At 70.4% G+C, this 23,328-nt stretch carries 21 protein-coding genes; 8 read left to right on the top strand and 13 right to left on the bottom strand.

The window, feature by feature from the left end; all coding sequences use genetic code 11:
- Positions 1-2: 2 nt before the first annotated feature.
- The 7 genes from ccsB to hemL form a co-directional block, all read right to left on the bottom strand.
- A complete protein-coding gene (ccsB, locus tag ACFXGX_RS13775) occupies positions 3-1,124 on the bottom strand; it encodes a c-type cytochrome biogenesis protein CcsB (RefSeq protein WP_384789477.1) in 1,122 nt (373 codons plus the stop codon).
- Positions 1,121-2,971 carry a cytochrome c biogenesis protein ResB gene (locus tag ACFXGX_RS13770; protein WP_384789474.1) on the bottom strand — a complete coding sequence of 617 codons (1,851 nt, stop codon included), beginning with the start codon at positions 2,969-2,971 and terminating at the stop codon, positions 1,121-1,123. Before ACFXGX_RS13770 ends, ccsB begins: the two co-directional genes overlap by 4 nt.
- A gap of 3 nt (positions 2,972-2,974) precedes the next feature.
- Positions 2,975-3,712: a cytochrome c biogenesis CcdA family protein gene (locus ACFXGX_RS13765; RefSeq protein ID WP_384789700.1), complete on the bottom strand. Its 738-nt coding sequence runs from the start codon at positions 3,710-3,712 to the stop codon at positions 2,975-2,977.
- A gap of 50 nt (positions 3,713-3,762) precedes the next feature.
- Positions 3,763-4,380: a TlpA family protein disulfide reductase gene (locus ACFXGX_RS13760; protein WP_384789471.1), complete on the bottom strand. Its 618-nt coding sequence runs from the start codon at positions 4,378-4,380 to the stop codon at positions 3,763-3,765.
- A 66-nt stretch (positions 4,381-4,446) separates the two neighbouring features.
- Positions 4,447-5,709: a hypothetical protein gene (locus ACFXGX_RS13755; RefSeq protein WP_384789468.1), complete on the bottom strand. Its 1,263-nt coding sequence runs from the start codon at positions 5,707-5,709 to the stop codon at positions 4,447-4,449.
- Between the two features lie 211 nt (positions 5,710-5,920).
- Positions 5,921-6,622, bottom strand: a complete 702-nt coding sequence (locus ACFXGX_RS13750) for a histidine phosphatase family protein (protein ID WP_384789465.1) — start codon at positions 6,620-6,622, stop codon at positions 5,921-5,923.
- Entirely contained in the window at positions 6,619-7,935 is a 1,317-nt protein-coding gene (gene hemL / locus ACFXGX_RS13745) for a glutamate-1-semialdehyde 2,1-aminomutase (RefSeq protein WP_384789462.1), read from the bottom strand. The genes ACFXGX_RS13750 and hemL overlap by 4 nt, the downstream gene beginning before the upstream one ends.
- Positions 7,936-8,517: 582 nt before the next feature.
- Between hemL and ACFXGX_RS13740 the strand changes: the two genes are divergently transcribed.
- On the top strand, positions 8,518-8,955 hold the full coding sequence (locus ACFXGX_RS13740) for a hypothetical protein (RefSeq protein WP_019061278.1): 438 nt from the start codon (positions 8,518-8,520) through the stop codon (positions 8,953-8,955).
- Between the two features lie 156 nt (positions 8,956-9,111).
- On the opposite strand, the gene ACFXGX_RS13735 is transcribed toward ACFXGX_RS13740, so the two are convergent.
- Positions 9,112-9,849 (bottom strand): SDR family NAD(P)-dependent oxidoreductase, encoded by a 738-nt coding sequence (locus ACFXGX_RS13735; protein ID WP_384789458.1) that lies wholly within the window; start codon positions 9,847-9,849, stop codon positions 9,112-9,114.
- A 459-nt stretch (positions 9,850-10,308) separates the two neighbouring features.
- Here ACFXGX_RS13735 and ACFXGX_RS13730 point away from each other — a divergent pair, with 459 nt between their 5' ends.
- Together ACFXGX_RS13730 and ACFXGX_RS13725 are read left to right on the top strand one after the other, a co-directional pair.
- Complete coding sequence (locus ACFXGX_RS13730) at positions 10,309-11,037, top strand: hypothetical protein (protein ID WP_384789455.1); 729 nt, start codon at positions 10,309-10,311, stop codon at positions 11,035-11,037.
- A 390-nt stretch (positions 11,038-11,427) separates the two neighbouring features.
- Positions 11,428-12,132, top strand: a complete 705-nt coding sequence (locus ACFXGX_RS13725; protein ID WP_384789452.1) for a class F sortase — start codon at positions 11,428-11,430, stop codon at positions 12,130-12,132.
- Positions 12,133-12,156: 24 nt separating this feature from the next.
- On the opposite strand, the gene ACFXGX_RS13720 is transcribed toward ACFXGX_RS13725, so the two are convergent.
- Complete coding sequence (locus ACFXGX_RS13720) at positions 12,157-12,543, bottom strand: hypothetical protein (RefSeq protein WP_384789450.1); 387 nt, start codon at positions 12,541-12,543, stop codon at positions 12,157-12,159.
- Positions 12,544-13,015: 472 nt separating this feature from the next.
- Here ACFXGX_RS13720 and ACFXGX_RS13715 point away from each other — a divergent pair, with 472 nt between their 5' ends.
- The 3 genes from ACFXGX_RS13715 (at position 13,016) to ACFXGX_RS13705 (ending at position 17,380) form a co-directional block, all read left to right on the top strand.
- On the top strand, positions 13,016-14,977 hold the full coding sequence (locus ACFXGX_RS13715) for an amino acid transporter (protein WP_384789447.1): 1,962 nt from the start codon (positions 13,016-13,018) through the stop codon (positions 14,975-14,977).
- A 210-nt stretch (positions 14,978-15,187) separates the two neighbouring features.
- Positions 15,188-15,907, top strand: a complete 720-nt coding sequence (locus tag ACFXGX_RS13710; protein WP_384789444.1) for a response regulator transcription factor — start codon at positions 15,188-15,190, stop codon at positions 15,905-15,907.
- Entirely contained in the window at positions 15,908-17,380 is a 1,473-nt protein-coding gene (locus ACFXGX_RS13705) for an ATP-binding protein (protein WP_384789441.1), read from the top strand. It abuts the gene before it with no gap.
- A gap of 225 nt (positions 17,381-17,605) precedes the next feature.
- On the opposite strand, the gene ACFXGX_RS13700 is transcribed toward ACFXGX_RS13705, so the two are convergent.
- Together ACFXGX_RS13700 and ACFXGX_RS13695 are read right to left on the bottom strand one after the other, a co-directional pair.
- Positions 17,606-18,307: a CE1759 family FMN reductase gene (locus tag ACFXGX_RS13700; RefSeq protein WP_384789438.1), complete on the bottom strand. Its 702-nt coding sequence runs from the start codon at positions 18,305-18,307 to the stop codon at positions 17,606-17,608.
- The gene (locus ACFXGX_RS13695; protein ID WP_384789697.1) at positions 18,304-19,395 is read right to left on the bottom strand and encodes an LLM class flavin-dependent oxidoreductase; all 1,092 of its coding nucleotides are present in this window, start codon (positions 19,393-19,395) and stop codon (positions 18,304-18,306) included. The genes ACFXGX_RS13700 and ACFXGX_RS13695 overlap by 4 nt, the downstream gene beginning before the upstream one ends.
- Positions 19,396-19,537: 142 nt before the next feature.
- Between ACFXGX_RS13695 and ACFXGX_RS13690 the strand changes: the two genes are divergently transcribed.
- Positions 19,538-20,959 carry an MFS transporter gene (locus ACFXGX_RS13690; protein ID WP_384789435.1) on the top strand — a complete coding sequence of 474 codons (1,422 nt, stop codon included), beginning with the start codon at positions 19,538-19,540 and terminating at the stop codon, positions 20,957-20,959.
- A 24-nt stretch (positions 20,960-20,983) separates the two neighbouring features.
- On the opposite strand, the gene ACFXGX_RS13685 is transcribed toward ACFXGX_RS13690, so the two are convergent.
- Positions 20,984-21,874 (bottom strand): NADP-dependent oxidoreductase, encoded by an 891-nt coding sequence (locus tag ACFXGX_RS13685; RefSeq protein WP_384789432.1) that lies wholly within the window; start codon positions 21,872-21,874, stop codon positions 20,984-20,986.
- Between the two features lie 122 nt (positions 21,875-21,996).
- On the opposite strand from ACFXGX_RS13685, the gene ACFXGX_RS13680 reads away from it, so the two are divergent.
- Positions 21,997-22,410, top strand: coding sequence for a winged helix-turn-helix transcriptional regulator (locus ACFXGX_RS13680; RefSeq protein ID WP_384789429.1), 414 nt, complete (start codon positions 21,997-21,999; stop codon positions 22,408-22,410).
- On the opposite strand, the gene ACFXGX_RS13675 is transcribed toward ACFXGX_RS13680, so the two are convergent.
- A complete protein-coding gene (locus ACFXGX_RS13675) occupies positions 22,383-22,886 on the bottom strand; it encodes a MarR family winged helix-turn-helix transcriptional regulator (protein WP_384789426.1) in 504 nt (167 codons plus the stop codon). The genes ACFXGX_RS13680 and ACFXGX_RS13675 overlap by 28 nt on opposite strands.
- Positions 22,887-23,328: the final 442 nt, after the last annotated feature.

Here is a 23,328-nt window from a genome sequence, read left to right as displayed (position 1 = left end):
GGTCAGACGCCCGCGTAGGAGTGCTTGCCGCCGACGAAGATGTTGACGCCGTAGTAGTTGAACAGCCAGCAGCCGAAGGCGATCAGGGCGATGTAGGCGGCCTTGCGGCCCTTCCAGCCGGCCGTGGCGCGCGCGTGCAGGTGGCAGGCGTAGGCGACCCAGGTGATGAACGCCCAGGTCTCCTTCGGGTCCCAGCCCCAGTAGCGGCCCCAGGCGTCGCCCGCCCAGATCGCGCCCGCGATGATCGTGAAGGTCCACAGCGGGAAGACGGCCGCGTTCACGCGGTAGGAGAACTTGTCGAGCGAGGCCGCGGAGGGCAGCCGCTCCATGACGGAGGTGGCGAAGCTGCCGGGCTGCCCGCCGTTCACGAGCTTGTTCTCGTACGAGTCCTTGAAGAGGTACAGGATCGTGCCGACGGCGCCCACGTAGAAGACGGCGCCGCACAGGATCGCGGTCGAGACGTGGATGTACAGCCAGTACGAGTGCAGCGCGGGGACGAGCTGGTCGCTCGCGGTGTACAGGACGGTGACCGCGAGACCGAGGTCGAGCAGGACCGTGGTGATCAGCGGGAGGCCGAGCCAGCGGACGTTCTTCTTCAGCGCGAGCAGGACGAGGAAGACCCCGACGGCGACGGTGGAGAAGGTGATGTTGAACTCGTACATGTTGCCCCAGGGGGCCCGCCGCACCGACAGGGCGCGGGCGAGCACGCCGGCCGCCTCGACGCCCCAGGCCAGCACGCTGAGGGACACGGCGATCCGGCCGTAGAGGTCGCCCTGTTCGTCCCCGCCGTGCGCGCCGGGCCCGTCGGGCACGTCCCGCGCGCCGGCCGCGGACCGGGTGACGACCTTCGGCCGCTCCAGCACGGTGGTCCCGCCGGCCTTCCGCACGGTGACCTCGGGGGCCGACGCGGCCGCCTCCGTACCGTTCGCGGTGAGCGCGCTGGCGGTGCGGGCGACCTTGCTGCGGCTGCCGAAGAGCCACTCGGCGATGAAGGCGAAGAAGGCCAGGGTGTAGACGGCCATCGCGGAGTAGATCAGCGTGTTGCTGATGTTGGCGAGGTGTTCGTTGGTCGCGGTGGCCAGTTCGGTCACGGCGCCCAGGTCGTGTGCGGTGGCGAGCGTCACTGCTTCTCGGCCCCTTCAGCGGCGGGTACGGGGGGTTCGGCGTCGGCGTCGGCGTCGGCGTCGGTGGGTGCCGCGTCTTCGTCGGGCTTGGTGGGTGCCTGTTCGTGCACGAGCGCGGCCAGGTCGCCGAGCTCCTCGGGCAGTTTCGCGGACTCGCTGCGGCCGAGCCCGGCCATCTCGACGACGGTGACACCGTCGTCGCCGGTGGTCGCCCGCACCCAGACACGGCGGCGCTGGATGAACAGCGATCCGGCGAGTCCGAGGATCGCGGTGAACGCACCGGCCAGCGCCCAGTCACTGCCGGGCTGCTGGGTGACCTGGAAGTTCGCCCACTCCTTGATGTCCTTGTCGAAGGTGATCGAACCGGCGCCGTCCGGCAGCGTCATCGTCTCGCCGGGCCGCAGCCGCGCCTTGACGATCTTGCCCTTGGCGTCCTTGAACTGCTTCATGTGGGCCGGGTCGAGCTGGTACACGTTCTGCGGGAGACCCGCGTCGACCCCGAGGCTGCCGTGGAAGCCGCTCAGCGCGAGCACGGGATAGTCGAGCGCGGGGAACTGGGAGAACATGTCGCCCTTGCCCGCCCCGGCGAAGGTCGGCACGAAGAACGCGGAGAAGCCGAGCTGTTCGGTCTTTCCCTGCGCGTTCTTGTAGCCGTCCATGACCTTGACGGCGCCCTGCGAGGTGACGTTGGAGTCCAGCGGCAGCAGCGGCACGGCGTCGTGGAAGACGACGTCGCCCCTGCCGTCGCGGACGGTCACGGTGGGCGCGTAGCCGTGGGCGGTCAGATAGACCTTCGTGTCACCGATCACGAGCGGTTCGTTGACCTTGACGACCGTCTTGCGCTCCTTGCCGTAGGCACCCTCGCTGTAGGTGAGGGCCGCCTGGTACGTGCGGGGTGTGCCCTTGTTGGGGCCGGTCCGCTCGTAGGTGCCGGTGAAGTTCTTCAGGTCGAAGCTGAACGGTGTCAGGTCGTCGGTGCTGAAGAGGTTGCCGGACTTGAAGTCGTCGTAGGACAGCAGCGTGTTGGAGAAGCCGTCGCCCTCGACGATCAGCTTGTCGCCCTCGGACTTGAAGAGCTGGCCCCAGGCGAAGGCGACGAGCATCACGATCAGCGCGATGTGGAAGAGCAGGTTGCCGGTCTCACGGAGGTAGCCCTTCTCGGCGGCGACGGCGTCCTTGTCGACGTGCGCCCGGAACCTCTTCTGCTTGAGCACCTTGAGCGCGATCTCGCGGACCTGCTCGGGCTCCGCCGTGGTGCGCCAGGTCGTGTACGCGGGCAGCCGCGTCAGCCGCCGGGGGGCGCCCGGCGGACGGCCGCGGAGCTGTCCGACGAACTGCCAGGTGCGCGGCACGATGCAGCCGATGAGCGAGACGAACAGCAGGATGTAGATCGCGGAGAACCACACCGAGCTGTACACGTGGAACAGGCCGAGCCGGTCGTAGAGCGGACCGAGCACACTGTGCGCGTCCTTGAACGCCTGCACCTTCGCGGCGTCGGTGCCGGACTGCGGGATCAGCGATCCGGGGATGGCGCCGAGCGACAGCAGGAAGAGCAGGATCAGCGCGACCCGCATCGATGTGAGCTGGCGCCAGATCCAGCGGGTCCAGCCGGTGACCTCGCGCCCGGTCCAGGCGATCCACCCGGCGGCGCCGGGGGTCCGGGCGCCGCCGAAGGAGCCGGGCATGGCCGTATCCACGGGCGCGGTGGACAGCTGGGATCCCGCCGCGCCGAGCTCGCCGTCCGCGGCCACTCCGACGTGCCGTTTCGCGCTCACCGGATCGGGAGTGCCGTCGTCCTCCGGTGTCGGGGCGGACTCGGCCGCCTTGCCGGTGTCAGTGCTGCTCATGGGTCAGATCCCTACCGTGAAGCCGTCGGACCAGGTCTGCATCTGCTGCACGATGCCGTCCCAGGCACCGGTCAGCAGGAGAAGGCCGGTCACGATCATCATGCCGCCGCCGATCCGCATCACCCAGGTGTAGTGCCGCTTCACCCAGCCGAACGCGCCGAGCGCCTTGCGGAAGGCGACCGCGGCGAGCACGAAGGGCACCCCCAGACCGAGGCAGTAGGCGACCGTCAGTATGGCCCCGCGCCCGGCGCTCGCCTGGTCCATGGAGAGCACGGTGACGGAGGTGAGTGTCGGGCCCAGGCACGGCGTCCAGCCGATGCCGAAGAGCGCGCCCAGGATCGGCGCGCCCGCGAGCCCGGTCACCGGCCGCTTGTGGAAGCGGAACTCGCGCTGGGTGAGCCAGGGCATCAGCCCCATGAAGAACACACCCATCAGGATCATCAGCGCGCCGAGGATCTTGCTGAGCGTGCCGTTGTACTCGTGCAGCGTCGAGCCGAAGTATCCGAACAGCGCCCCGCCGGAGACGAACACGGCGGTGAAGCCGAGCACGAACAGGCTGGCGCCCGCGACCATGCGTCCCCGTCTGGCCTCGGCCAGATCCGTGCCGCTGACTCCGGTGACGTACGACAGATAGCCGGGCACCAGCGGCAGGACGCAGGGCGAGAAGAAGGAGACGAGGCCGCCGAGCACGGCGATGGGCAGCGCGAGCAGCAGGGCGCCGCTGTAGACCGTGGTGTTCATGTCGGTCGAGGCGGCGAGCTGCGTGGACGTCTGGAGAAGGGACACGTCGGTCACTTCTCCGCGAGAACGGGGTCGAGCATCTCGTGCAGCTTGTCCTCGCTGAGCGCCTGGAGCGTGCGGGCCGCGATCTTCCCGTCCCGGTCGATGATGATCGTGGAGGGGATCGTCTGCGGGTTGAGCGTGCCCTTCTTGAAGCGGAGCATCAGCTTGCCCGTCGGGTCGTACAGGCTGGGGTACGGGACGCCCTGCTGCTTCTCGAAGGCCTTGGCCGGGGAGGTGCTGGGGTCACGGGTGTTGATGCCGACGAACTGCACGCCCTGGGCGGCGGTCTCCTTGGCGACCTTGACGAGGTTCGGCGTCTCGGCGCGGCACGGCGGGCACCAGGATCCCCACACGTTGAGGACGATGACCTTGCCCTTGTAGTCCGCGACGTCGAGTTGCTTGCCGTCTATGGTCTCGCCCGACAGGTCCGGGGCGGCGTCCCTGGACCCCTTGGCGACGGTGGAGATGCCGTCCTTGCCGCGGACGAAGTTGCTGTTGCCCGCGCCGCCGGAGGTGCCGCCGGATCCGCACGCGGACAGCACGAGCGCGGCTACGGCGGCCCCCGCGGCGTACAGGGCGGCGCGGGGGCGGTTCGGGCGCTGGTCTGCGCGGCAGGCGGCACTCATGTGAAAAGTTTCGCATGCCCGTTTCGGGGATCTTCCGCACCCCCCTTGCGGGCGGAAACCCGCATTTCAGGCGGCCTGCCCCCGAAGGTAGCGGTGCCAGCCGCCGGAGGGCTCCTCGGCCACGTCCATCGCCTGGAGTTTCGCCAGCACCTCGGGCCGCTGGACGTCGAGCCAGTCCACGAACTGCCGGAAGGAGACCATGCGCACGTCGCCGCCCTTCTGCTTCTGCTGGGCGATGTGCGTGAAGACGTGCTCGACGGCGTCCATGTAGATGCCGCCGTTCCACTCCTCGAAGTGGTTGCCGATGAAGAAGGGCGCGCGGTTCGTCTCGTACGCCCGCTTGAATCCCGCCACGTACGACGCGGACGCCTGGGTACGCCAGCCCGGGTAGTTGTACGAGGGCGCCCGGGTGGTGGCGACCGACTGGTTGGCGAGGATGTTGTAGTCCATCGAGAGGACCTCGAAGCGGTGCCCGGGGAAGGGCATCGCCTGCAGGGGCAGGTCCCACAGCCCTTCCTTCTTCTGCGGCCAGCGCTGGACGCCGCCGGGCGAGGAGGCGTCGTATCGCCAGCCGAGCTGCTTGACGGCGGGCAGCAGGCTGCTCTGGCCGAGCAGGCACGGGGTACGGGCGCCGATGAGCTCCTTCTCGTAGTCGAAGGGCAGCGGGGGCAGATCGGTCCAGCCCGTGTTGGTGCGCCACTCGGTGACGAAGGACTTGGCCTGCTCGATCTCGCTGGTCCACTGCCGGGGCGTCCAGTTGCCGACCGAGCCGGAGCCGCCGCAGAAGTGGCCGTTGAAGTGGGTGCCGATCTCGTGGCCGTCGAGCCAGGCCTGACGGACCAGCTTCAGGGTGGAGCGGACGTGTTCGTCGCTCAGGTAGCCGATGTCCGAGGCGCCGCGGGGGTTGTTCGGCGGGTCGTAGAGGCGTTTCTTCGACTCGGGCAGCAGATACAGGCCGGAGAGGAAGAACGTCATGTGCGCCTCGTTCTCCCGGGCGAGCTGGAGGAAGCGGTCGAAGAGGCCGGTGCCGACCTCTCCGGCCCCGTCCCAGGAGAAGACCACGAACTGCGGCGGGGTCTCACCGGGCTCCAGCGGCACAGGGGCCTGCGGCTGGCGCGGCTGCTTGCCGGTGTAGGCGGTGGATCCGTCACCGATGAGACGCGCGGCCGGCTTCTTCGGGGCGCCGGGCCGGCCGGTGCCCGCCGTGGCGGAGGCGTCGGGATGCCTCGTGGTGTCCTTGCCCGAGGTGGTGCCGCACGCGGCGAGTCCGAGCGCGGTCGCCGCACCCGCACCGAGGCCGATCATTCCCCTTCGGCTGACGTCCCGCATACGGACCTCTTTTCATCGCACCCTCTCAGCTGGCTCTCAGCTGGCATCCCATGAGAGGGCACGATGAAGTCCGAGGTTCCGATAAACGCGCGGTGATTTATATGATTTTACGAAGATGCGCCCATTCGGCCCGGGTTTCGGACCGGCCCGTCAGGCCCGAACACCGGCCCCGGGCATCGGGCATCGGGCATCGGCCATCAGGCATCGGGCATCAGGCCCCGAACGCCTTGCTCTTGCCCGGCACCGGCTTGGCGCCCGCGAGGAGATGAGCCGGAACCAGATCGCGCGCGGGCTCGGTGTAGCCCACGGACACGATCTTGTCGCCGCGGTAGGTGAACGTCGTCAGCGAGGCCAGGGTGCACTGCCGCTTGCGCGGGTCGTGCCACAGCCGCCGCTTCTCCGCGTAGCTGCGGACGATCCAGATCGGCAGCTGATGACTCACCAGCACCGCCTCGTGGCCGCGCGCCGCGTCCTTGGCGGCGTCCAGCGCGCCCATCATGCGGACGACCTGGTCGACGTACGGCTCGCCCCAGGACGGCTTGAAGGGGTTGACGAGGTGCTTCCAGTTCTCCGGCCGCCGCAGCGCGCCGTCCCCGACACCGAAGGTCTTGCCCTGGAAGACGTTGTCGGCCTCGATGAGCCGCCCGTCGGTCGCCAGGTCGAGCCCGTGCGCCTTCGCGATCGGCGTCGCCGTCTCCTGCGCCCGCTCCAGCGGCGAGGCCACGACATGCGTGACATCGCGCGTGCTGAGGTGCTCGGCCACCCGGTCGGCCATCTGCCGGCCCAGCTCGGACAGGTGGTACCCGGGCAGCCGCCCGTAGAGCACCCCGTCCGGGTTGGCGACCTCGCCGTGCCGCATCAGATGGACGACGGTGATGTCGCCCGCACCGTTCTTGCCGGTGGTCTCGCTCATGCCGTGGCCTCCGCCGCTGCCCGTGCCGCCGCCGGAAGGGCGTCGGCGATCCTCTGAACCGCCTCGTCGTCATGGGCCGTCGACACGAACCACGACTCGAAGGAGGACGGCGGCAGATAGACGCCCTGCGCCAGCATCGAGTGGAAGAACGCGGTGTAGCGGAAGGACTGCTGCGCCTTCGCGTCCTCGTAGTCGCGCACCTCGCGTCCCGTGAAGAAGACGGAGAACATGTTGGAGGCGCTCTGCAGACGGTGGGTCACACCCTCCTTGGTGAGCGCCTCGGTCACCAGCGTCCGGATCCGCTCCGACACCGCGTCGATCGTGTCGTACGCGGCCTGGTCGAGCAGCCGGAGCTGCGCGATCCCGGCGGCGGTGGCGACGGGATTGCCCGAGAGCGTGCCCGCCTGGTACACCGGCCCGGCCGGCGCGAGGTGCGCCATCACGTCCGCGCGGCCACCGAACGCGGCGGCCGGGAAGCCACCGCCCATCACCTTGCCGAAGGTCATCAGGTCGGGACGCACACCGTCGATCCCGTACCAGCCGGCCCGGCTCGTGCGGAAGCCGGTCATGACCTCGTCGGAGATGAACAGGGCGCCGTTCTTCGCGCAGGCGTCCTTGAGGCCCTGGTTGAAGCCGGGCGCGGGCGGCACCACACCCATGTTGCCGGGCGAGGCCTCGGTGATCACACAGGCGATCTCGCCGGGGTGCGCGTGGAACGCGGCCTGCACGGCTTCGAGATCGTTGTAGGGCAGGACGATGGTGTCGGCGGCCTGGGCGCCGGTGACGCCGGGCGTGTCGGGCAGCGCGAAGGTCGCGACCCCGCTGCCCGCCGCGGCCAGCAGCGAGTCGACATGGCCGTGGTAGCAGCCGGCGAACTTGATCACCTTCGTGCGCCGGGTGAACCCGCGGGCGAGCCGGATGGCCGACATGGTCGCCTCGGTGCCGCTGGAGACGAGCCGGACCTGCTCGACGGGCTCGATGCGGGCGACGATCTCCTCGGCGAGGACCACCTCTCCCTCACCGGGCGTACCGAAGGACGTACCGCGCGCGACGGCTTCCTGAGCGGCGGCGACGACCTCGGGGCGGGAGTGCCCGAGGATCATCGGACCCCAGGAGCAGACGAGGTCGACGTACTCACGGCCGTCGGCGTCGGTCAGATACGGACCGGTACCGGACACCATGAACCGGGGCGTACCGCCCACGGCACGGAAGGCGCGCACCGGAGAATTCACGCCACCTGGCGTGACGGCCGCCGCGCGGTCGAACAGCGACTGCGAGACTGGGGCTTCGTAGGGATAAGGCAGTTCGGTCATGACCTGCGACGTCTCCGACTCCGGGGGCTAGTGACCTCCTCAGGGTAGGCCAGGGGGCCCGGTGGGCCGCGAGGGGAAGAGCGGGACCCCGTGAACGGACGGCCCCGGCCCGACGTACGGCTCCACAGAGGAATGATCCCGGCCATCGCCGGGCCGGTGTGACGGAGCCCGGGACGACAACCGGGTCCCTTCCCCCGGCCATCTGCGAAACTGGGACCACGAACGGACAGCTCACATGAACGACGGTGTTCAGGGGCCGCGAAGATCCCGCGGACAGGTATTTCGGCGTACGTTTCGCCGTGCGACCGTGGGGGAGGTCACTGTCACGATGATCGGGTTGCGTGGCGGGGGTCGCGCGACTTAGAAAAGCAGTCGGGTGGAGATATGCATCGCGGTGGCGGACTGGGCGAGGGGACCGATGACCTCAACCCTCGGCGTGCCCGGCGGGGGAAACACCGACGTGAGGCGGAGGAAGCGGCGGCCGGCAGAGCCGGCCAGATACAGGGCTCGCAGGGTGACCCCGACGAGCGGATCGATCGCGCGGTCGAGCGACTGCGGGCGGAGAGCGGGAATGGTGGCCGAGTGGGGGTGACGTACAAATATTTCGGCGCGCCGGACGGCGCTACGGCCGCCAGGGTCCCGATATCGATGCGTCCCGAGGAACTCGGCGGCGACGAACTCGGCATGAACGGCATGTTCACCAAGATCAAGCCGGAGACGATGGCCGCGATGGTCCTCACCGGCATAGAAGGCGTCCCCCTGAACAAGGTGCCGCCGCTGGAGCTCGTCGTCCTGCACCCCGACTACGCCGTGGTCAAACTCCCGATGACCGTCGTCGACCCGCTGCGCGGCATAGGCGAGGAGGCCGTGGGCGCGGCCGCCTTCATCTGGTCCACCGTCCCCGACCGCGGCGGCCCGCGCGACGCGTTCAACGTCTACCAGCTCCTGCACGAGTGGCAGGACTTCTCCCACCGCCTGCACGAGGCGGGGCATCAGCCGTACTGCCTGGTGTGGCCCTGATCCCGGGGTCCTGAGGCAGCGGGCGGGGTTCCCGGACCCCGCCTTTCTCATGCCCGGGGACGGTCGCCTCTCATGCCGGGGGACGGCCTGCTCTCCTGCCCGGGGACGGTCGCCGACGATCACCGGCCCGAAGCGCGGTCCAGCGGAGACCGCCGGCTACAGCCCTCCCGCGACCCGCAGGACCGCCCCCGTCGTGTACGAGGCGTCGTCCGACAGGAGCCAGGCCACGGCGCCGGAGATCTCCTCCGGCCGGCCGGCCCGGCCCATGGGGATGACGGCGGCCACCCGGGCCGGACGCTGCGGGTCCTCGTGGAAGTCGGTCCAGACCGTGCCCGGGGCGACACCGTTCACTCGGATGCCGTCGGCCGCCACCTCCTTGGACAGGCCCACGGTCAGGGCGTCGACGGCCGCCTTCGCCGCCGCGTAGTGGACGTACTGCCCCGGACTTCCAAGGGTCGCCGCGGCCGACGAGATGTTGACGATCGCTCCCCCGCCGTACGCGGTCATCTCCCGTACGGCACGGCGCGCGCAGAGCAGATAGCCGAGGACGTTGACCGCGAGGGCGTCCCGCATGCCGTCCGGGTCGGCGCCGGCCAGCGGTCCGTTGGGCCCGCTGACGCCCGCGTTGTTCACCAGCCCGGTGACCGGACCGAGTTCGGCGGTCGCCGCGTCGAAGAGCCCGTCGACCGCCGCGGCGTCGGAGGTGTCGACGGCCACCGCAAGACAGCGCCGGCCCGCGTCCGTGACGGCCTCCGCCACCTTCCCCGCGGCCGCACGGTCGGACCGGTAGCCGATGACGATGTCATGGCCCTCCAGGGCCAGCCGCCGGCAGACCGCGGCGCCGATCCCGCGGCTGCCGCCGGTCACCACCGTGATCCTCCGCCCGTTGCGCACGATCACCTCTCCTCACGACATGGACCATCAGTGTGACGGCAGAGGGTGCCACTCCCGCTTCTCCCACGCCCTCCTCGGAGCGGCGCCGGGACATGACCCGCCCGGAATCCCCCACGGCCGCGCCAGGACAAGAGCCTTCAGGACAAAGGGATCTGACGGTGAGGGCCCCGCACGGCCCATTCGGGCGCAGCAGACGTGTCGCCGCCGATCGGGTCATATGACAAGCGCCGCTCAGGGTGGCGCCATCCCGGGTGGGCGCGATGAATCAGCAGGTCAGACGGTGCGGACCGTGGTCGGGCTTGTGTCTGGGCGACCGCCGGACGGGGTCTCCGCCATGGGCCGGGCGAGCTCCCCGGGTGGTGCGCCGCGCGCTTCGGATTGACGGTGGATCACGTCGACCGGGTTTTCGCCTGCTGACAAGAGGTCAGCTACCTGGTTCTGACGGAAGGGCTCCAACAAATGCGATCTGCCCGCATGCTCCTGGCCGCCGCGACGGCCACCGCCGCCCTCGCGATCGGCGCCCCCGGCGCGTACGCCGCCGCGACCGGCGACTGGGACCACAGCGACTCCTCTTCCTCCTCCTCTTCCCCCTCTTCCTCCTCTTCTTCTTCCAGCAAGGAGCACGAAGACTCCGGCTACGGCAAGGAGTCGAAGGAGCACGAAGGCTCCGGCTACGGCAAGGAGTCGAAGGAGCACGAGGACTCCGGCTACGGCAAGGAGCACGAAGACTCCGGCTACGGCGCCGAGCACGGCAAGGACGACAGCGACCACGGCAAGCCGACCTGGCACCACGAGAAGCCGGAAGGCGGTGTGCACACCGGCGGCGGTGCGCTGACGTCCGTCACGACGGACGACTCCTGGAAGGGTGACAAGAAGTACGACCCGGAGACCTACAAGGACAAGGACTCCTCGAGCTCCGACAGCAGCGGCTCCTGGGACTCCGGGAGCAGCAAGGGCTCGTGGGACTCGAGCAGCAAGGACTCGAGCAGCAAGGACTCGAGCAGCAAGGGCTCGTGGGACTCGGGCAGCAAGGAGTCCGAGGACAGGCCGCACGGCGGCATCCACACCGGTGGTGGCGGTCTCGCCACGTCGTCCGGTGTCACGGCCGGCGGAGTGGGCGTCCTGGGCCTCGCTGCCGCGGGCGTGTACCTGCTGCGCCGTAGGAACGCTCAGGGTGGTGTGGCCTGACCATGCCTGACGACATAGCGGTCCGGGCCGTCACCCCCTCACCCGTGGCGGCCCGGCCGGTCCCTCCGTCGGCTTGCGCGGCTCCTGCCGCGCTTCCCGATTCTGCCTCTGTTGCCTCTGTTGCCGATCAAGCCGGTCTTGTGCGTTGCCGGTCCGACCGGTTCAGAGAGTCTTGCGTCCGTTGCCGGTCCGACCGGTTCAGAGAGTCTTGCGTCCGTTGCCGGTCCGACCGGGGTCCAGCCGGTCTTGTGTCCGTTGCCGGTGTTGCCGGGTTTGCTTCCGGTGACTGCCTGAACGGTCTTGCTGATCTTGCTTTCGTTGCCCGTCCCGCTGTTCCCGACACTTCCGCCCAGTCCGCTTCGTTGCCCCGACCCGATGAGGTGGTGCCCGATGGCAGCCCGGTTGTCCTCTCCCGCCGAGACCCCGCCCACGTCACCCCGGCGCACCTTCCGCCGTCGTGTGACGTGGGTCGTGTGGTGCGCCGGCGTCGCGGTCCTGCTGACCACGAACGTGCTCCACCGCCAGGACGAATCGTCCGACCCCTCCCCCACCACCCCCGCCGCGGCGGCCCCCGCGCACTCGCACTCGCGCGCGCCCGTGTCCTCGGCCTCCCCCTCGAACGACCGCCCGGCCGCGAAGCATCTTCCACGGGCCGAGCCGACCCGGCTGCGCATCCCGAAGATCTCGGTGGACGCGCCCTTCACCGAACTCACCCTCGACGACTCGGGCAAGCTCCTGCCTCCGCCCCCGAACGACACGAACCTGGTGGGCTGGTACGCCAAGGGCGTCTCCCCCGGTGAGACGGGGACGGCGATCATCGCCGGGCACGTCGACACGAAGACCTCCGCAGCCGTGTTCGCCGGTCTCGAAAACCTGGAGAAGGGCGACAGGTTCAGCGTCGAGCGGTCCGACGGACGGACGGCGTCCTTCGTGGTCGACAGCGCGGAGACCTACGCGAAGGACGCGTTCCCCGACGACAAGGTGTACGCCGACACCCCCGACGCCGAGGTCCGTCTCATCACCTGCGCCGGGACCTACGACCGCAGCGTCAAGGACTACACCGACAACCTGGTGGTCTTCGCCCATCTCGTCTGACGGGCGAGCGGTGCGGCCAGCGCGTCACGAGGGAGTCGCCGTAGACGTTGTATTGGAGATGACGCCGGAGCCGGGGCCGGCCGGTTCCGGCTGGTCGGGGATCGCCGTGGTGCTGCCGCCGTCACCGGTGGCGTCGTCGGTGTAGTCGTCGCCGCCCGTGTCGTCACCGGTGTCACCGTCGGCCGGAGCGGCGGCCGGACGGGCCGCGGCGGCCATCCTGGACTTCTCGCCCTTCGCGGCCTTCCTGCCGCTCGCGCTCGGCGAGGCGTGCGCCGCATCGGCCGCATCGCGGTTGGAGTCCTCGACGGAGTCCCAGCACTTGGCCTCGCCCGCGTCCGGGTCCTCCCCGCAGACCTGGGCGCCCTGCCAGCCCTCGGCGAGGTTGATCTTCTTTCCGTTGTAGTCGGTCATGAACATGACGCATTTTGGGAACGGGGCGCGAAATCGAGTGATCATCCCCACTTGGGGCATTCACTCCCTCACCGGACAGTCGCCCGCCAGCCGTGCCAACCCCCGGCCACTCCTCCAAGACGGTCCGACGGACCGTCAGATCACCCCAGACGTCTGCGAGTTGGATCACCGACTCGTCACTCTGCGGCGGCGTGGCCACTCGGCGGCCGGCGCGCGGAGCGCGTCTCCCGGAAGGCGAGACGCGGCCGAACCCCGAGCCGGCCGAACCCTGAACCGACCTACACCTGGACGGGCGACGAACACCGCTCCCTTGGCGTTCCCGTGATGCGCGACCGGCCGGTCTTAACGCAAGCTTGACGCCTGAGGCCCCTGGACGCTCGGGCCCTGGGATCACTCTCTGCATACGCTGATGGGCGCCGTCTCCTCGATGGCCGGAACCGTTCGACGAGACGTACGTACAGGAGAGTCATCGATGGCCAGCACCGAGCCCGCCCCGCCGAGCCGCTTGCGGGCCTGGATGCTGGAAGGCCTGTCCGACATGGGCAAGGGCAAGGGCCGGCAGCTCCCGACGCAGGCCGCCGAGCCAGCACCCGTGCACAAGGGGCAGCGCTGGTGGCGCGTCATGTGCCTGACCGGCGTCGACTACTTCTCCACCCTCGGCTACCAGCCCGGCATCGCCGCCCTCGCGGCCGGACTGCTGTCCCCCGTGGCGACCGTCGTACTCGTCATCGTCACCCTGGCGGGCGCCCTGCCCGTCTACCGCCGGGTCGCGGAGGAGAGCCCGCACGGCGAAGGCTCCATCGCGATGCTGGAACGCCTGCTCTCCTTCTGGAAGGGCAAGCTGTTCGTCCTCACCCTGCTCGGCTTCGCCGCCACCGACTTCCTCATCACCATCACGCTCTCGGCGGCCGACGCCTCCACCCACCTGGTGGAGAACCCCCACCTGAACAGCGCCCTGCACGACAAGCAGATGGTGATCACCCTGTTCCTGGTGGCCCTGCTGGGCGCGGTCTTCCTCAAGGGCTTCCTGGAGGCGATCGGCGTCGCCGTCGTCCTGGTGGGCATCTACCTCGGACTCAACGTCGTGGTCGCCGTGGCCGGTGTCTGGGAGGTCATCACCCACGAGCACCTCGTCACCGACTGGACCACCGCGCTGACCGCCGAGCACGGCAACGTCTTCGCCATGATCGGCGTGTCCCTGCTGGTCTTCCCGAAACTCGCGCTCGGCCTGTCCGGCTTCGAGACCGGAGTCGCGGTCATGCCGCACGTCGAGGGCGACCCGGCCGACACCGAGGAGAAGCCCACCGGACGGATCCGCGGCGCCAAGAAGCTCCTGACCACCGCCGCCGTGATCATGAGCGTCTTCCTGATCGTCACCAGCTTCATCACCACCGTGCTGATCCCGGAGAAGGAGTTCGAGCCGGGCGGCCAGGCCAACGGCCGTGCCCTCGCCTACCTGGCCCACGAGTACCTCGGCAACGCCTTCGGCACGGTCTACGACGTCTCCACGATCTGCATCCTGTGGTTCGCCGGCGCCTCCGCCATGGCCGGGCTCCTCAACCTCATGCCGCGCTATCTCCCGCGCTACGGCATGGCCCCGCACTGGGCCCGCGCCGTCCGCCCCATGGTGATCGTCTTCACCCTGGTCGCGTTCCTGGTCACCTGGATCTTCAACGCCGACGTCGACGCACAGGGCGGCGCGTACGCGACCGGTGTCCTCGTCCTGATCAGCTCCGCCGCCATCGCCGTCACCATCGCCGCCCGCAAGGCCCAGCAGAAACACTGGACCATCGCGTTCGCGGTCATCTCGGTCGTCTTCCTCTACACGACCGTCGTCAACATCATCGAGCGCCCCGACGGTGTGAAGATCGGCGCCTGCTTCATCGCCGGCATCATGCTCGTCTCCTTCCTCTCCCGGCTCGCCCGCGCCTTCGAACTCCGGGTGACCAGCATGACCCTGGACGACATGGCCGAGCGGTTCGTACGGGACATCGCGAGCCGGCGCATCCGGTTCATCGCCAACGAGCCCGACCAGCGGGACATCACCGAGTACCGCGAGAAGATCGAGCAGATCCGCGCCGACCACGACCTCCCGCCCCAGGAGGACTTCGTCTTCCTGGAGGTCACCGTGGGCGACCCCTCGGAGTTCGAGTCCGTCATGAACGTACGCGGCGAGGTCCTGCACGGCCGCTACCGCGTCCTCACCCTGGAATCCGCCTCCATCCCCAACGCCCTCGCCGCCCTGCTCCTCTACGTGCGCGACTCCACCGGCGGCATCCCGCACATCTACTTCGAGTGGACCGAGGGCAGCCCCTTCGCCAACTTCCTGCGCTTCTTCCTCTTCGGCCAGGGCGAGGTCGCCCCCGTCACCAGGGAAGTCCTGCGCGAGGCCGAACCCGACCGCGCACGCCGGCCACGGGTGCACGTCGGCTGACACCCCCGGTGGGGGCCGGCGGGATCCGGTGATGCCCGACGGGGCCCCGGGCCCCCGGGAGATCGGGCGGTGCCCGGCTGGATCCGGACGTGTCCCGGACCTTTCCGGGCACGTCCGACACACCGGAAGGGAGTGAGAGGCCGGTAAGAAGGTCCGTCGCGGAGCCGCTCACCAGGTCGCACGCCGCCAACGGCTTGGCAGACTGGTCGAGTGCCCCAGAACGTACTGCTCGCCGAGGACGACCGCGCCATCCGCCATGCCCTGGAAAGGGCACTGACACTGGAGGGCTACACGGTGACAGCCGTGGCCGACGGCGTGGAAGCGCTGGCCCAGGCCCACCGCACCCCGCCGGACGTCCTCGTCCTCGACGTCATGATGCCCGGCATCGACGGCCTCCAGGTGTGCCGCGTGCTGCGCGCCGAGGGCGACCGCACCCCGATCCTGATGCTCACCGCGCTCGTCGAGACCGCCGACCGCATCGCCGGCCTCGACGCCGGCGCCGACGACTACGTCGTCAAGCCGTTCGACGTCGAGGAGGTCTTCGCCCGGCTCCGCGCGCTGCTGCGCCGCACCGGGAACGGCTCCTTCGACGAGGACACGCCCCCGCCCCGGGAACCCCGGACGTCCGGAGCGCAGATCTCCGCGGCCGGGCTGCGCATGGACATCCAGGCCCGCCGGGCCTGGCGCGGCCGGCGCGAGCTGGAACTGACCCGCACCGAGTTCGAGCTCCTCGAACTGCTCGTCCGCAACGCGGGCATCGTCCTCGACCACTCCACCATCTACGACCGGATCTGGGGCTACGACTTCGGCCCCGGGTCCAAGAACCTCGCCGTGTACGTGGGCTACCTGCGGCGCAAGCTCGACGAGCCGGGCGCTCCGGCGCTGATCCACACCGTGCGGGGCGTGGGGTACGTCCTGAGGGAGGACTGAGTGCGACGACGGCTGCGGCAGGTGTCCTCACTGCGGGCCACCTTCACCGTGTCCTTCGCGGCCGTCGCCGCCGCCGTCACGGTCCTCGTCGGATTCCTGAGCTACGACGCCGCCGCGCGGCTGGTGCGGGTCGATCAGCAGACCGTCTTCGCCGAGGTGGTGCAGGACCTGCGCGACCAGGTTCGTGAACACCCCCTGCACACCGGTGACTTCGCCTCCTCGGACCCGGACCACGACGGGCCCCTCGACGACATCATCCGGCCCAGCCGCACCGACGTTCAGGTGCTCGGACCGGACGGCGTGATCGCCGACCACGGTGTCCCGCCGCTGCCCGTGGACGGGCGCGACCGGGCGGTCGCCGACGACGCCACGGCGGGCAGGGTCGTGGAGCACAAGGACGTCGACGTCGCCGGTGACCGCTACCGCATCGCGACCGTCTCGCTCGGCGGCGGACGCGGTGCCGTGCAGGTCGCCCAGCAGTTCAGCGACACCGAGGATCTGCTCCGGGAGCTCCAGCAGCGGACCGTACTGCTCGTCGGGGCCGTCGTGATCGCCGCGGGGCTGTTCGGCTGGTGGCTGGCCCGGCGCATCACCCGGCGTCTGGTGCGGCTGGCGGGGGCCGCCGAGGACGTGGCGCGCACCGGTCGTCTCGGCATCCAGGTGCCGGTCACCGGATACGACGAAGTGGCCCGGCTCGGGCGGTCCTTCGACCGGATGCTCGGCCGCCTCGCCCAGTCCGAGGAGGACCAGCGGCGCCTGGTGCAGGACGCGGGGCACGAACTCCGTACGCCGTTGACCTCCCTGCGTACGAACATCTCGATGCTCCGCCGGATCGACGAACTGCCGCCCGACGCCCGAGAGGAACTCGTCGCCGATCTGGCGCTGGAGTCCCGGGAGCTGACCGACCTCGTCAACGAGCTGGTCGCCCTCGCGGCCGGCCAGTCGGACACCGAGCCGGTGCGGCGGCTCGACCTCGCCGAACTCGCCGAGGACGTCGCGGTCGTCGCGCGCCGCCGCACCGGGCGGGACATCACCGTCCGGGCCACCGGCGACACGACGGTCGACGGCCGCCCGAGCGCCCTGCAGCGCGCCATCTCCAACTTGGTGGAGAACGCGACCAAGTTCGACCGGGCCGGAACGGCCCCGATCGAGGTCGAGGTGACGGGCCCGCCCTCCACCGGTCCAACGAGCCCGGCGGGCTCCGCGGTCTCGGCGGGCTCCGGCGGCCGTCACCGGCCGGTGCGCGTCGAGGTGCTCGACCGGGGCCCCGGCATCGGCGGCGACGACCTCGTGCGTGTCTTCGACCGCTTCTACCGAACCGCCGACGCCCGCAGCCTCCCCGGCTCGGGCCTCGGCCTGTCGATCGTCCGCGAGGTCTCCACGGCCCACGGAGGCATCCCGTTCGCCCACCCCCGCAAGGGCGGCGGCACGGTGATCGGCTTCACGGTGGAAGGCGCACCGGCACTCGACTGACACGCGCGGTCCCGGTCGGTGGGTGGGTCGGGGCCGTGCCGGTGCATCAGCCCGTCGCCGTTGGACGGAGACGTGACCGTCGGTGGCGACGGGCATCGATGTACCGGCACGTCCCCGACGGCGCGCTCCCGGCTGCGGGTGCAAAATTTCAGCCCCTCCGGCGTTTGAGGAGCGGGGTCTGGGGCGGAGCCCCAGGTATGGGTCGGGTAGGGGCGAAGGAACCCGCTACGACCGAAGCGCCGCGAGCTGTTCCGCGAACGGGACCACCTGGAACCCGTCCGCCCGACCGGGCGAAGGCTGGGCAGGGACAGCGGCCGCCCCGGGCGAAGGCTGGGCGGTGACGGCGGTCGACGCGGGCGCAGCCTGAGCCGAGGCCAGGGGGCCCGTCGGACCGGGCACCGGGGAGCCGGTCAGTGCCGTCATGAGACCGGCCAGCTCACCCCCGGCCCTCTCGACCCGCTCGGCCAACCCCTCCACCCCCCAGTCCTCCGAAGCCGCGTACACCCCGGTCGGCACGACCACAGCCCGCAGATAGGCGAACAACGGCCGCATGGCGTGCTCGAGAACGAGCGAGTGCCGCCCGGTCCCCCCGGTCGCCCCGATCAACACGGGCTTGCCCGCCAACGCGTCCTTGTCGAGCACATCGAAGAACGACTTGAACAGCCCGCTGTAGGAAGCCGAGAAGACAGGAGTGACGACGATCAGCCCGTCCGCGGAGGTCACGTCGTCGATCGCGGCGGACAGCCCCCGGCCGGGAAAGCCGTTGGTGAAGTTGTGCGCGATCTCGACGGCGAGGTCCCGCAGTTCGACGACCCGCAGATCCACCGCGCCGGGGACCCGGCCGGCGGTCGCGGCCGCCAGCCGGTCGGCCAGCAGCCGCGTGGACGACGGAACGCTCAGCCCCGCCGAGACGACGACGAGCTTCATACGCGGCTCACCTCTTCCTTGGCCGCGGCCACCCGGGCCGCGTGGGTCGGCGCGTCCGGCACGTCGGCCGGACGGTTCTTGGCGAACTCCTCGCGCAGCACCGGCACGACCTGTTCGCCGAGGAGGTCGAGCTGCTCCAGGACGGTCTTGAGCGGCAGCCCGGCGTGGTCCATCAGGAAGAGCTGGCGCTGGTAGTCACCGGCGTACTCGCGGAAGGCCAGCGTCTTCTCGATGACCTGCTGCGGCGAGCCGACGGTCAGCGGCGTCTGCTCGGTGAAGTCCTCCAGCGAGGGCCCGTGCCCGTAGACCGGCGCGTTGTCGAAGTACGGACGGAACTCCCGCACGGCGTCCTGCGAGTTGGCCCGCATGAACACCTGGCCGCCGAGGCCGACGATCGCCTGCTCGGCCGTGCCGTGCCCGTAGTGCGCGTACCGCTCGCGGTAGAGCTCGATCATCTGCTTGGTGTGGTCGGCGGGCCAGAAGATGTTGTTGTGGAAGAAGCCGTCACCGTAGTACGCGGCCTGTTCCGCGATCTCGGGCGAGCGGATGGAGCCGTGCCAGACGAACGGCGGGACATCGTCCAGCGGACGCGGGGTCGACGTGAACGACTGGAGCGGTGTACGGAACTTGCCCTCCCACGTCACCACGTCCTCGCGCCACAGCCGGCGCAGCAGCGCGTAGTTCTCGACGGCGAGGTTGAGGCCCTGCCGGATGTCCTGCCCGAACCAGGGATAGACCGGCCCGGTGTTGCCGCGGCCCATCATCAGGTCGACCCGGCCGTCCGCGAGGTGCTGGAGCATCGCGTAGTCCTCGGCGATCTTCACCGGGTCGTTGGTGGTGATGAGGGTGGTGGAGGTGGACAGCACGAGCTTCTCGGTCTTCGCCGCGATGTAGCCGAGCATCGTCGTCGGCGACGACGGCACGAACGGCGGGTTGTGGTGCTCGCCGGTCGCGAAGACGTCGAGGCCGACCTCCTCGGCCTTCAGTGCGATGGCGACCATGGCCTTGATCCGCTCGCGCTCGCTCGGCTCCCTGCCCGTGGTGGGGTCCGGTGTCACATCACCGACGCTGAAGATCCCGAACTGCATGGTCACTCACCCTCCATCTTGTTGACTGTTCAACTATACCTTCGAACCGCCGCCCCTCTCCAGGTATTCCGCGACACCGGCGGACCCCTTTTCCCGTCATCTCGCTTGACCGCACCCCAATCCATGCCTCACATTTATCTGCGTGACACAGATACTGCATAACGCAAAGGAAACTCCGGAACACCCTCCCTCCCGCATCCGCTGGGCGGTCCTCGGCGTCGTCCTCGCCGCCGACGTCCTCGACCTCCTCGACGGCACCATCACCAACATCGCCGCCCCGACCATCGCCCGCGACCTCGGCGGCGGTACCGCCCTCATCCAGTGGCTGGGCGCCTCGTACGCCCTCGCGCTCGGCGTCCTGCTCGTCCTCGGCGGACGGCTCGGCGACAAGTACGGCCGCCGCCGGCTCTTCCTGACCGGACTCGCGGGCTTCACCGCCGCCTCGGTCGCCTGCGGCCTCGCACCCACGCCGGGAACCCTCGTCGCCGCCCGTCTCGCCCAGGGCGCGTTCGGCGCGCTCGTCATCCCGCAGGGCTTCGGCATCCTCGGGGCGACCTGGCCCCGGGACCAGATCGGCAAGGCCTACAGCCTGTTCGGACCGGTGATGGGCCTGTCCGCCGTCGGCGGCCCGATCCTCGCCGGGCTCATCGTCGACGCCGACCTCGCCGGTCTCGGCTGGCGCCCGATGTTCCTCATCAACCTCGTCCTCGGCGGCGCCGCGCTCCTCGCCGCCGCCCGCCTGCTCCCCCACGACACCGGCGACCGCGCGACCACCGTCGACGTCCCCGGCTCCGCCCTCCTCGGCGCCGCCATGCTCGCCCTGCTCACCGGCCTCATCGAAGGCTCGGCCCACGGCTGGGGCGCGCTCCCCGTCCTGCTCCTGCTCGCCGGCCTCGCGCTCTTCGCGGGGTTCTGCCACCGCCAGCGCACCGCGCCCAGCCCCCTGATCAAGCCCTCCCTCCTGCACAACCGCGGCTTCACCTCGGGACTGGCCATCGGCGTCGTCTTCTTCGCCGCGGTCGCCGGCCTCCTCTACGTCGTCTCCCTCTTCCTCCAGCAGAGCCTCGGCCGCTCCCCCGCGGCTGCCGCGCTCGCCCTCACACCCCTGTCCGCGGGCATCGTCATCGCCTCGATCGCCTGCTACCGCCTGATCGGCCGCCTGGGCCGCCGACTCGTCCTCATCGGCTTCCTGGTCACCCTCGCCGGAACGGCCCACCTCCTCGCCCTGGTCACCGTCTCCGGCACGGACACCGGCGGCTGGGCCCTGGTCCCCCCGCTGCTGGTCATCGGCCTCGGCATGGGCGCCTGCTTCGGCTCGCTCTACGACGTCACCATCGGCGACATCGAACCCGCCGAGGCCGGCAGCGCGGGCGGCTCACTCGGCGCGGTCCAGCAGCTCGCCAACGCCCTCGGAGCCGCCGCCGTCACCACCGTCTACTTCCGAGCCGACGGCGGCGGGACCCACGCCACCACCGTGAGCCTCACCGTCGTGGCCGCCATCACCCTCCTGTGCTGCCCCCTCGTACGTCTGCTCCCCCTCAAGGCCCCGGAGCAGCACCACTGACATTCCACTGACACTCCACCGGCCCTAGGGCACCAGCACCAGCCGGCCGCGCAGTCCGCCCTCCGCGAGCCGCGCGTGTGCCTTGACGGCCTCGTCGAGGGCGTACGTCCCCGCCACCCGGGTGGTCAGCGCCCCCTCGTCGACGAGCGCCACCAGCTCCGCGAGCCGGGCGCCGTCCGCCGCGACCTCCACGGCACCGGTCCGCACCCCGCGCACGGACGCCGGGTGGGCCCCCGGGATGAGGCCCATGAACGCACCCCCGTCCCGCACCCACTCCAGGGCGTCGGCGCCCAGGATCGCCGCGTCCAGCACGGCGTCCACGCTCCGCGGGGCCGCCCCGTCCGACACGAACCGGTCCGCCCCCAGGGACCGTACGAGCTCCTCGTCGCCCTCGCGGGCCAGTGCGGTCACGCTCACCCCGAGCCGGGCGGCGAGCTGCACGGCGTACCCGCCGACCGCGCCCGCGGCCCCGGTGACCAGCAGACTCTGCCCCGGCTCCAGGCCCAGCCCGTCCAGGGCCTGGGCCGCGGTCAGCGCGTTGAGCGGCAGGCTCGCCGCGTGCGCCGTGTCGACCGAGCGGGGCGCCACGGCCACCGCTTCGGCGTCGACCACCACGAGATCGGCGTGTGTGCCGAGAGGCTTGGCGGTCCCGTACGCCAGCGCCACCACCTGGTCACCCACGGTCCACCCCGAGGCGACCCCGACCGCCTCCACCACACCCGCCACATCCCAGCCGAGCCCCAGCCGCTTCCCGGCGCCCCCGAACACACCGGCGCGCACCCCGGCGTCGACGGGGTTGACCCCGGCGGCCGCCACCTTGATCCGCACCTGCCGGGCCCCCGGCTCCGGCAGGGCGACCTCGACGATCTCGACGGCTTCCGGACCACCGAACGACGTCACAACCGCTGCACGCATCCCAACTCACCCCATCTGTAGGTCATTCGCGGGTCTCTCACCCGCCACAACAACCCTAGGAAGAGTTACTATCCATTGGTAAGTAGGCACCTGAAGGTGCGTACGTCACCCGGAGGTGAGTCATGGCGACCACGACGGCGGCCCAGCGGCGCCACCAGGCCCGTGTCGAGTACGACGCGTTCCTCAAGAGCTGCCCCACCAACCAGCTCCTGGACCGCATCAGCGACAAGTGGGTCAGCCTGATCGTGAGCGCCCTCGCCGGCGCCGGCGGACCGATGCGCTACAGCGACCTCGGCCGCAAGATCGCCGGAGTGAGCCCCAAGATGCTGACGCAGACCCTGCGGTCACTGGAGCGCGACGGCATCCTCTCCCGCACGGTCACCCCGTCCGTGCCGGTCCGCGTCGACTACGAACTCACGCCGCTGGGCACGAACCTGAGTTGCCTGCTCACCGCCGTCAAGGACTGGGCGGAGCACCACATCGAGGAAGTCGTCGAGGCCCGCGAGCGCTACGACACCTCGTCCGAGGCGTCCTGAAAGTCCCCGGACCGCAGCCGTGCGACCTGCTCGGCGCTGAAATCGACCGTGCGCCGCATGTGCCCGATGATCAGGGCGACCTCGTCGTCGTCGAGCCCGTCGAACAGGCCGTACCAGCCGGCGCCCAGCCGCTCCCACATGCGCCCGAACTCGGCGATCTTCTCGGGCACGGTCGCCACCAGCACCCGTCGCCGGTCGACCACATCGCGCTCCCGCACCACGTAACCGGCCTTCTCCAGCCGGTCCACCAGCCGCGTGGCCGACCCGGTGGTGAGCCCCGTCATCTCGGCGATCCGCCCGGTGGTCACGGGCCCGTCCTCCAGGCTGAGCAGGTTCACGCACTGCACGTCCGTCGGATGCAGGCCGACGTGGTCGGCGAGGGCCTGGTTGAACAGCGCGTACGAGGCCATGTACCGCCGCGAGACGACCGCCAGCTCCCCCAGCAGCCGCTCCCGAGAATCCCCGCCGATGGCCATACGGCCCCTTTCACCAGCCCGGCCAGAATCGTACGCCGCCCGCCCCGCACCCCCAGAAACGAGCACCCGCCCCACCAGCCTCCCCTAGCCACCCGCCCCACCCCCGGGTCCCCACCCCAGACCCCACTCCACAAACGCCGGAGGGGCTGAAGCTTTCCCCGGCCAGGGCTGGATTTTCCCGGCGCCGGGGCTGAACTTTCGCCGACCGGAGCTGAAAGTTCGTCGGCCGGGGCTGAAGCTTCGCCGGCCGGAACTGAAACTGTCGCCGGAGGGGCTGAACCTGCTGCCCGGCCGGGGCTCAAATATGGACCGGCCACCACAACGCACCCGCAGCCGGGCGAACGCATAGAGGTCGGCGCGGCCACCACGACGCACCCGCAGCCGGCCACGCACCGTCGGGGCCGTGCCGGTACATCGATGCCCGTCGCCACCGACGCCCACC

Source organism: Streptomyces sp. NPDC059371 (genome assembly GCF_042751995.1).
In the GTDB taxonomy this organism is placed as follows: Bacteria; Actinomycetota; Actinomycetes; order Streptomycetales; family Streptomycetaceae; genus Streptomyces.
Note: the sequence above shows the minus strand (reverse complement) of the source record. Positions and strands in the feature narration are given on the sequence as shown.

Coding starts and splice junctions, on each gene's coding strand:
- ACFXGX_RS13750 (WP_384789465.1), bottom strand. CDS start 6,622: ATGAGCGAGACCACCGGCAAGAACGGTGCGGGCGACATCACCGTCGTC.
- ACFXGX_RS13675 (WP_384789426.1), bottom strand. CDS start 22,886: ATGGCCATCGGCGGGGATTCTCGGGAGCGGCTGCTGGGGGAGCTGGCG.
- ACFXGX_RS13765 (WP_384789700.1), bottom strand. CDS start 3,712: ATGAACACCACGGTCTACAGCGGCGCCCTGCTGCTCGCGCTGCCCATC.
- hemL (WP_384789462.1), bottom strand. CDS start 7,935: ATGACCGAACTGCCTTATCCCTACGAAGCCCCAGTCTCGCAGTCGCTG.
- ACFXGX_RS13695 (WP_384789697.1), bottom strand. CDS start 19,395: ATGCAGTTCGGGATCTTCAGCGTCGGTGATGTGACACCGGACCCCACC.
- ACFXGX_RS13715 (WP_384789447.1), top strand. CDS start 13,016: ATGGCCAGCACCGAGCCCGCCCCGCCGAGCCGCTTGCGGGCCTGGATG.
- ACFXGX_RS13755 (WP_384789468.1), bottom strand. CDS start 5,709: ATGCGGGACGTCAGCCGAAGGGGAATGATCGGCCTCGGTGCGGGTGCG.
- ACFXGX_RS13685 (WP_384789432.1), bottom strand. CDS start 21,874: ATGCGTGCAGCGGTTGTGACGTCGTTCGGTGGTCCGGAAGCCGTCGAG.
- ACFXGX_RS13680 (WP_384789429.1), top strand. CDS start 21,997: ATGGCGACCACGACGGCGGCCCAGCGGCGCCACCAGGCCCGTGTCGAG.
- ACFXGX_RS13700 (WP_384789438.1), bottom strand. CDS start 18,307: ATGAAGCTCGTCGTCGTCTCGGCGGGGCTGAGCGTTCCGTCGTCCACG.
- ACFXGX_RS13730 (WP_384789455.1), top strand. CDS start 10,309: ATGCGATCTGCCCGCATGCTCCTGGCCGCCGCGACGGCCACCGCCGCC.
- ACFXGX_RS13720 (WP_384789450.1), bottom strand. CDS start 12,543: ATGACCGACTACAACGGAAAGAAGATCAACCTCGCCGAGGGCTGGCAG.
- ACFXGX_RS13760 (WP_384789471.1), bottom strand. CDS start 4,380: ATGAGTGCCGCCTGCCGCGCAGACCAGCGCCCGAACCGCCCCCGCGCC.
- ACFXGX_RS13725 (WP_384789452.1), top strand. CDS start 11,428: ATGGCAGCCCGGTTGTCCTCTCCCGCCGAGACCCCGCCCACGTCACCC.
- ACFXGX_RS13770 (WP_384789474.1), bottom strand. CDS start 2,971: ATGAGCAGCACTGACACCGGCAAGGCGGCCGAGTCCGCCCCGACACCG.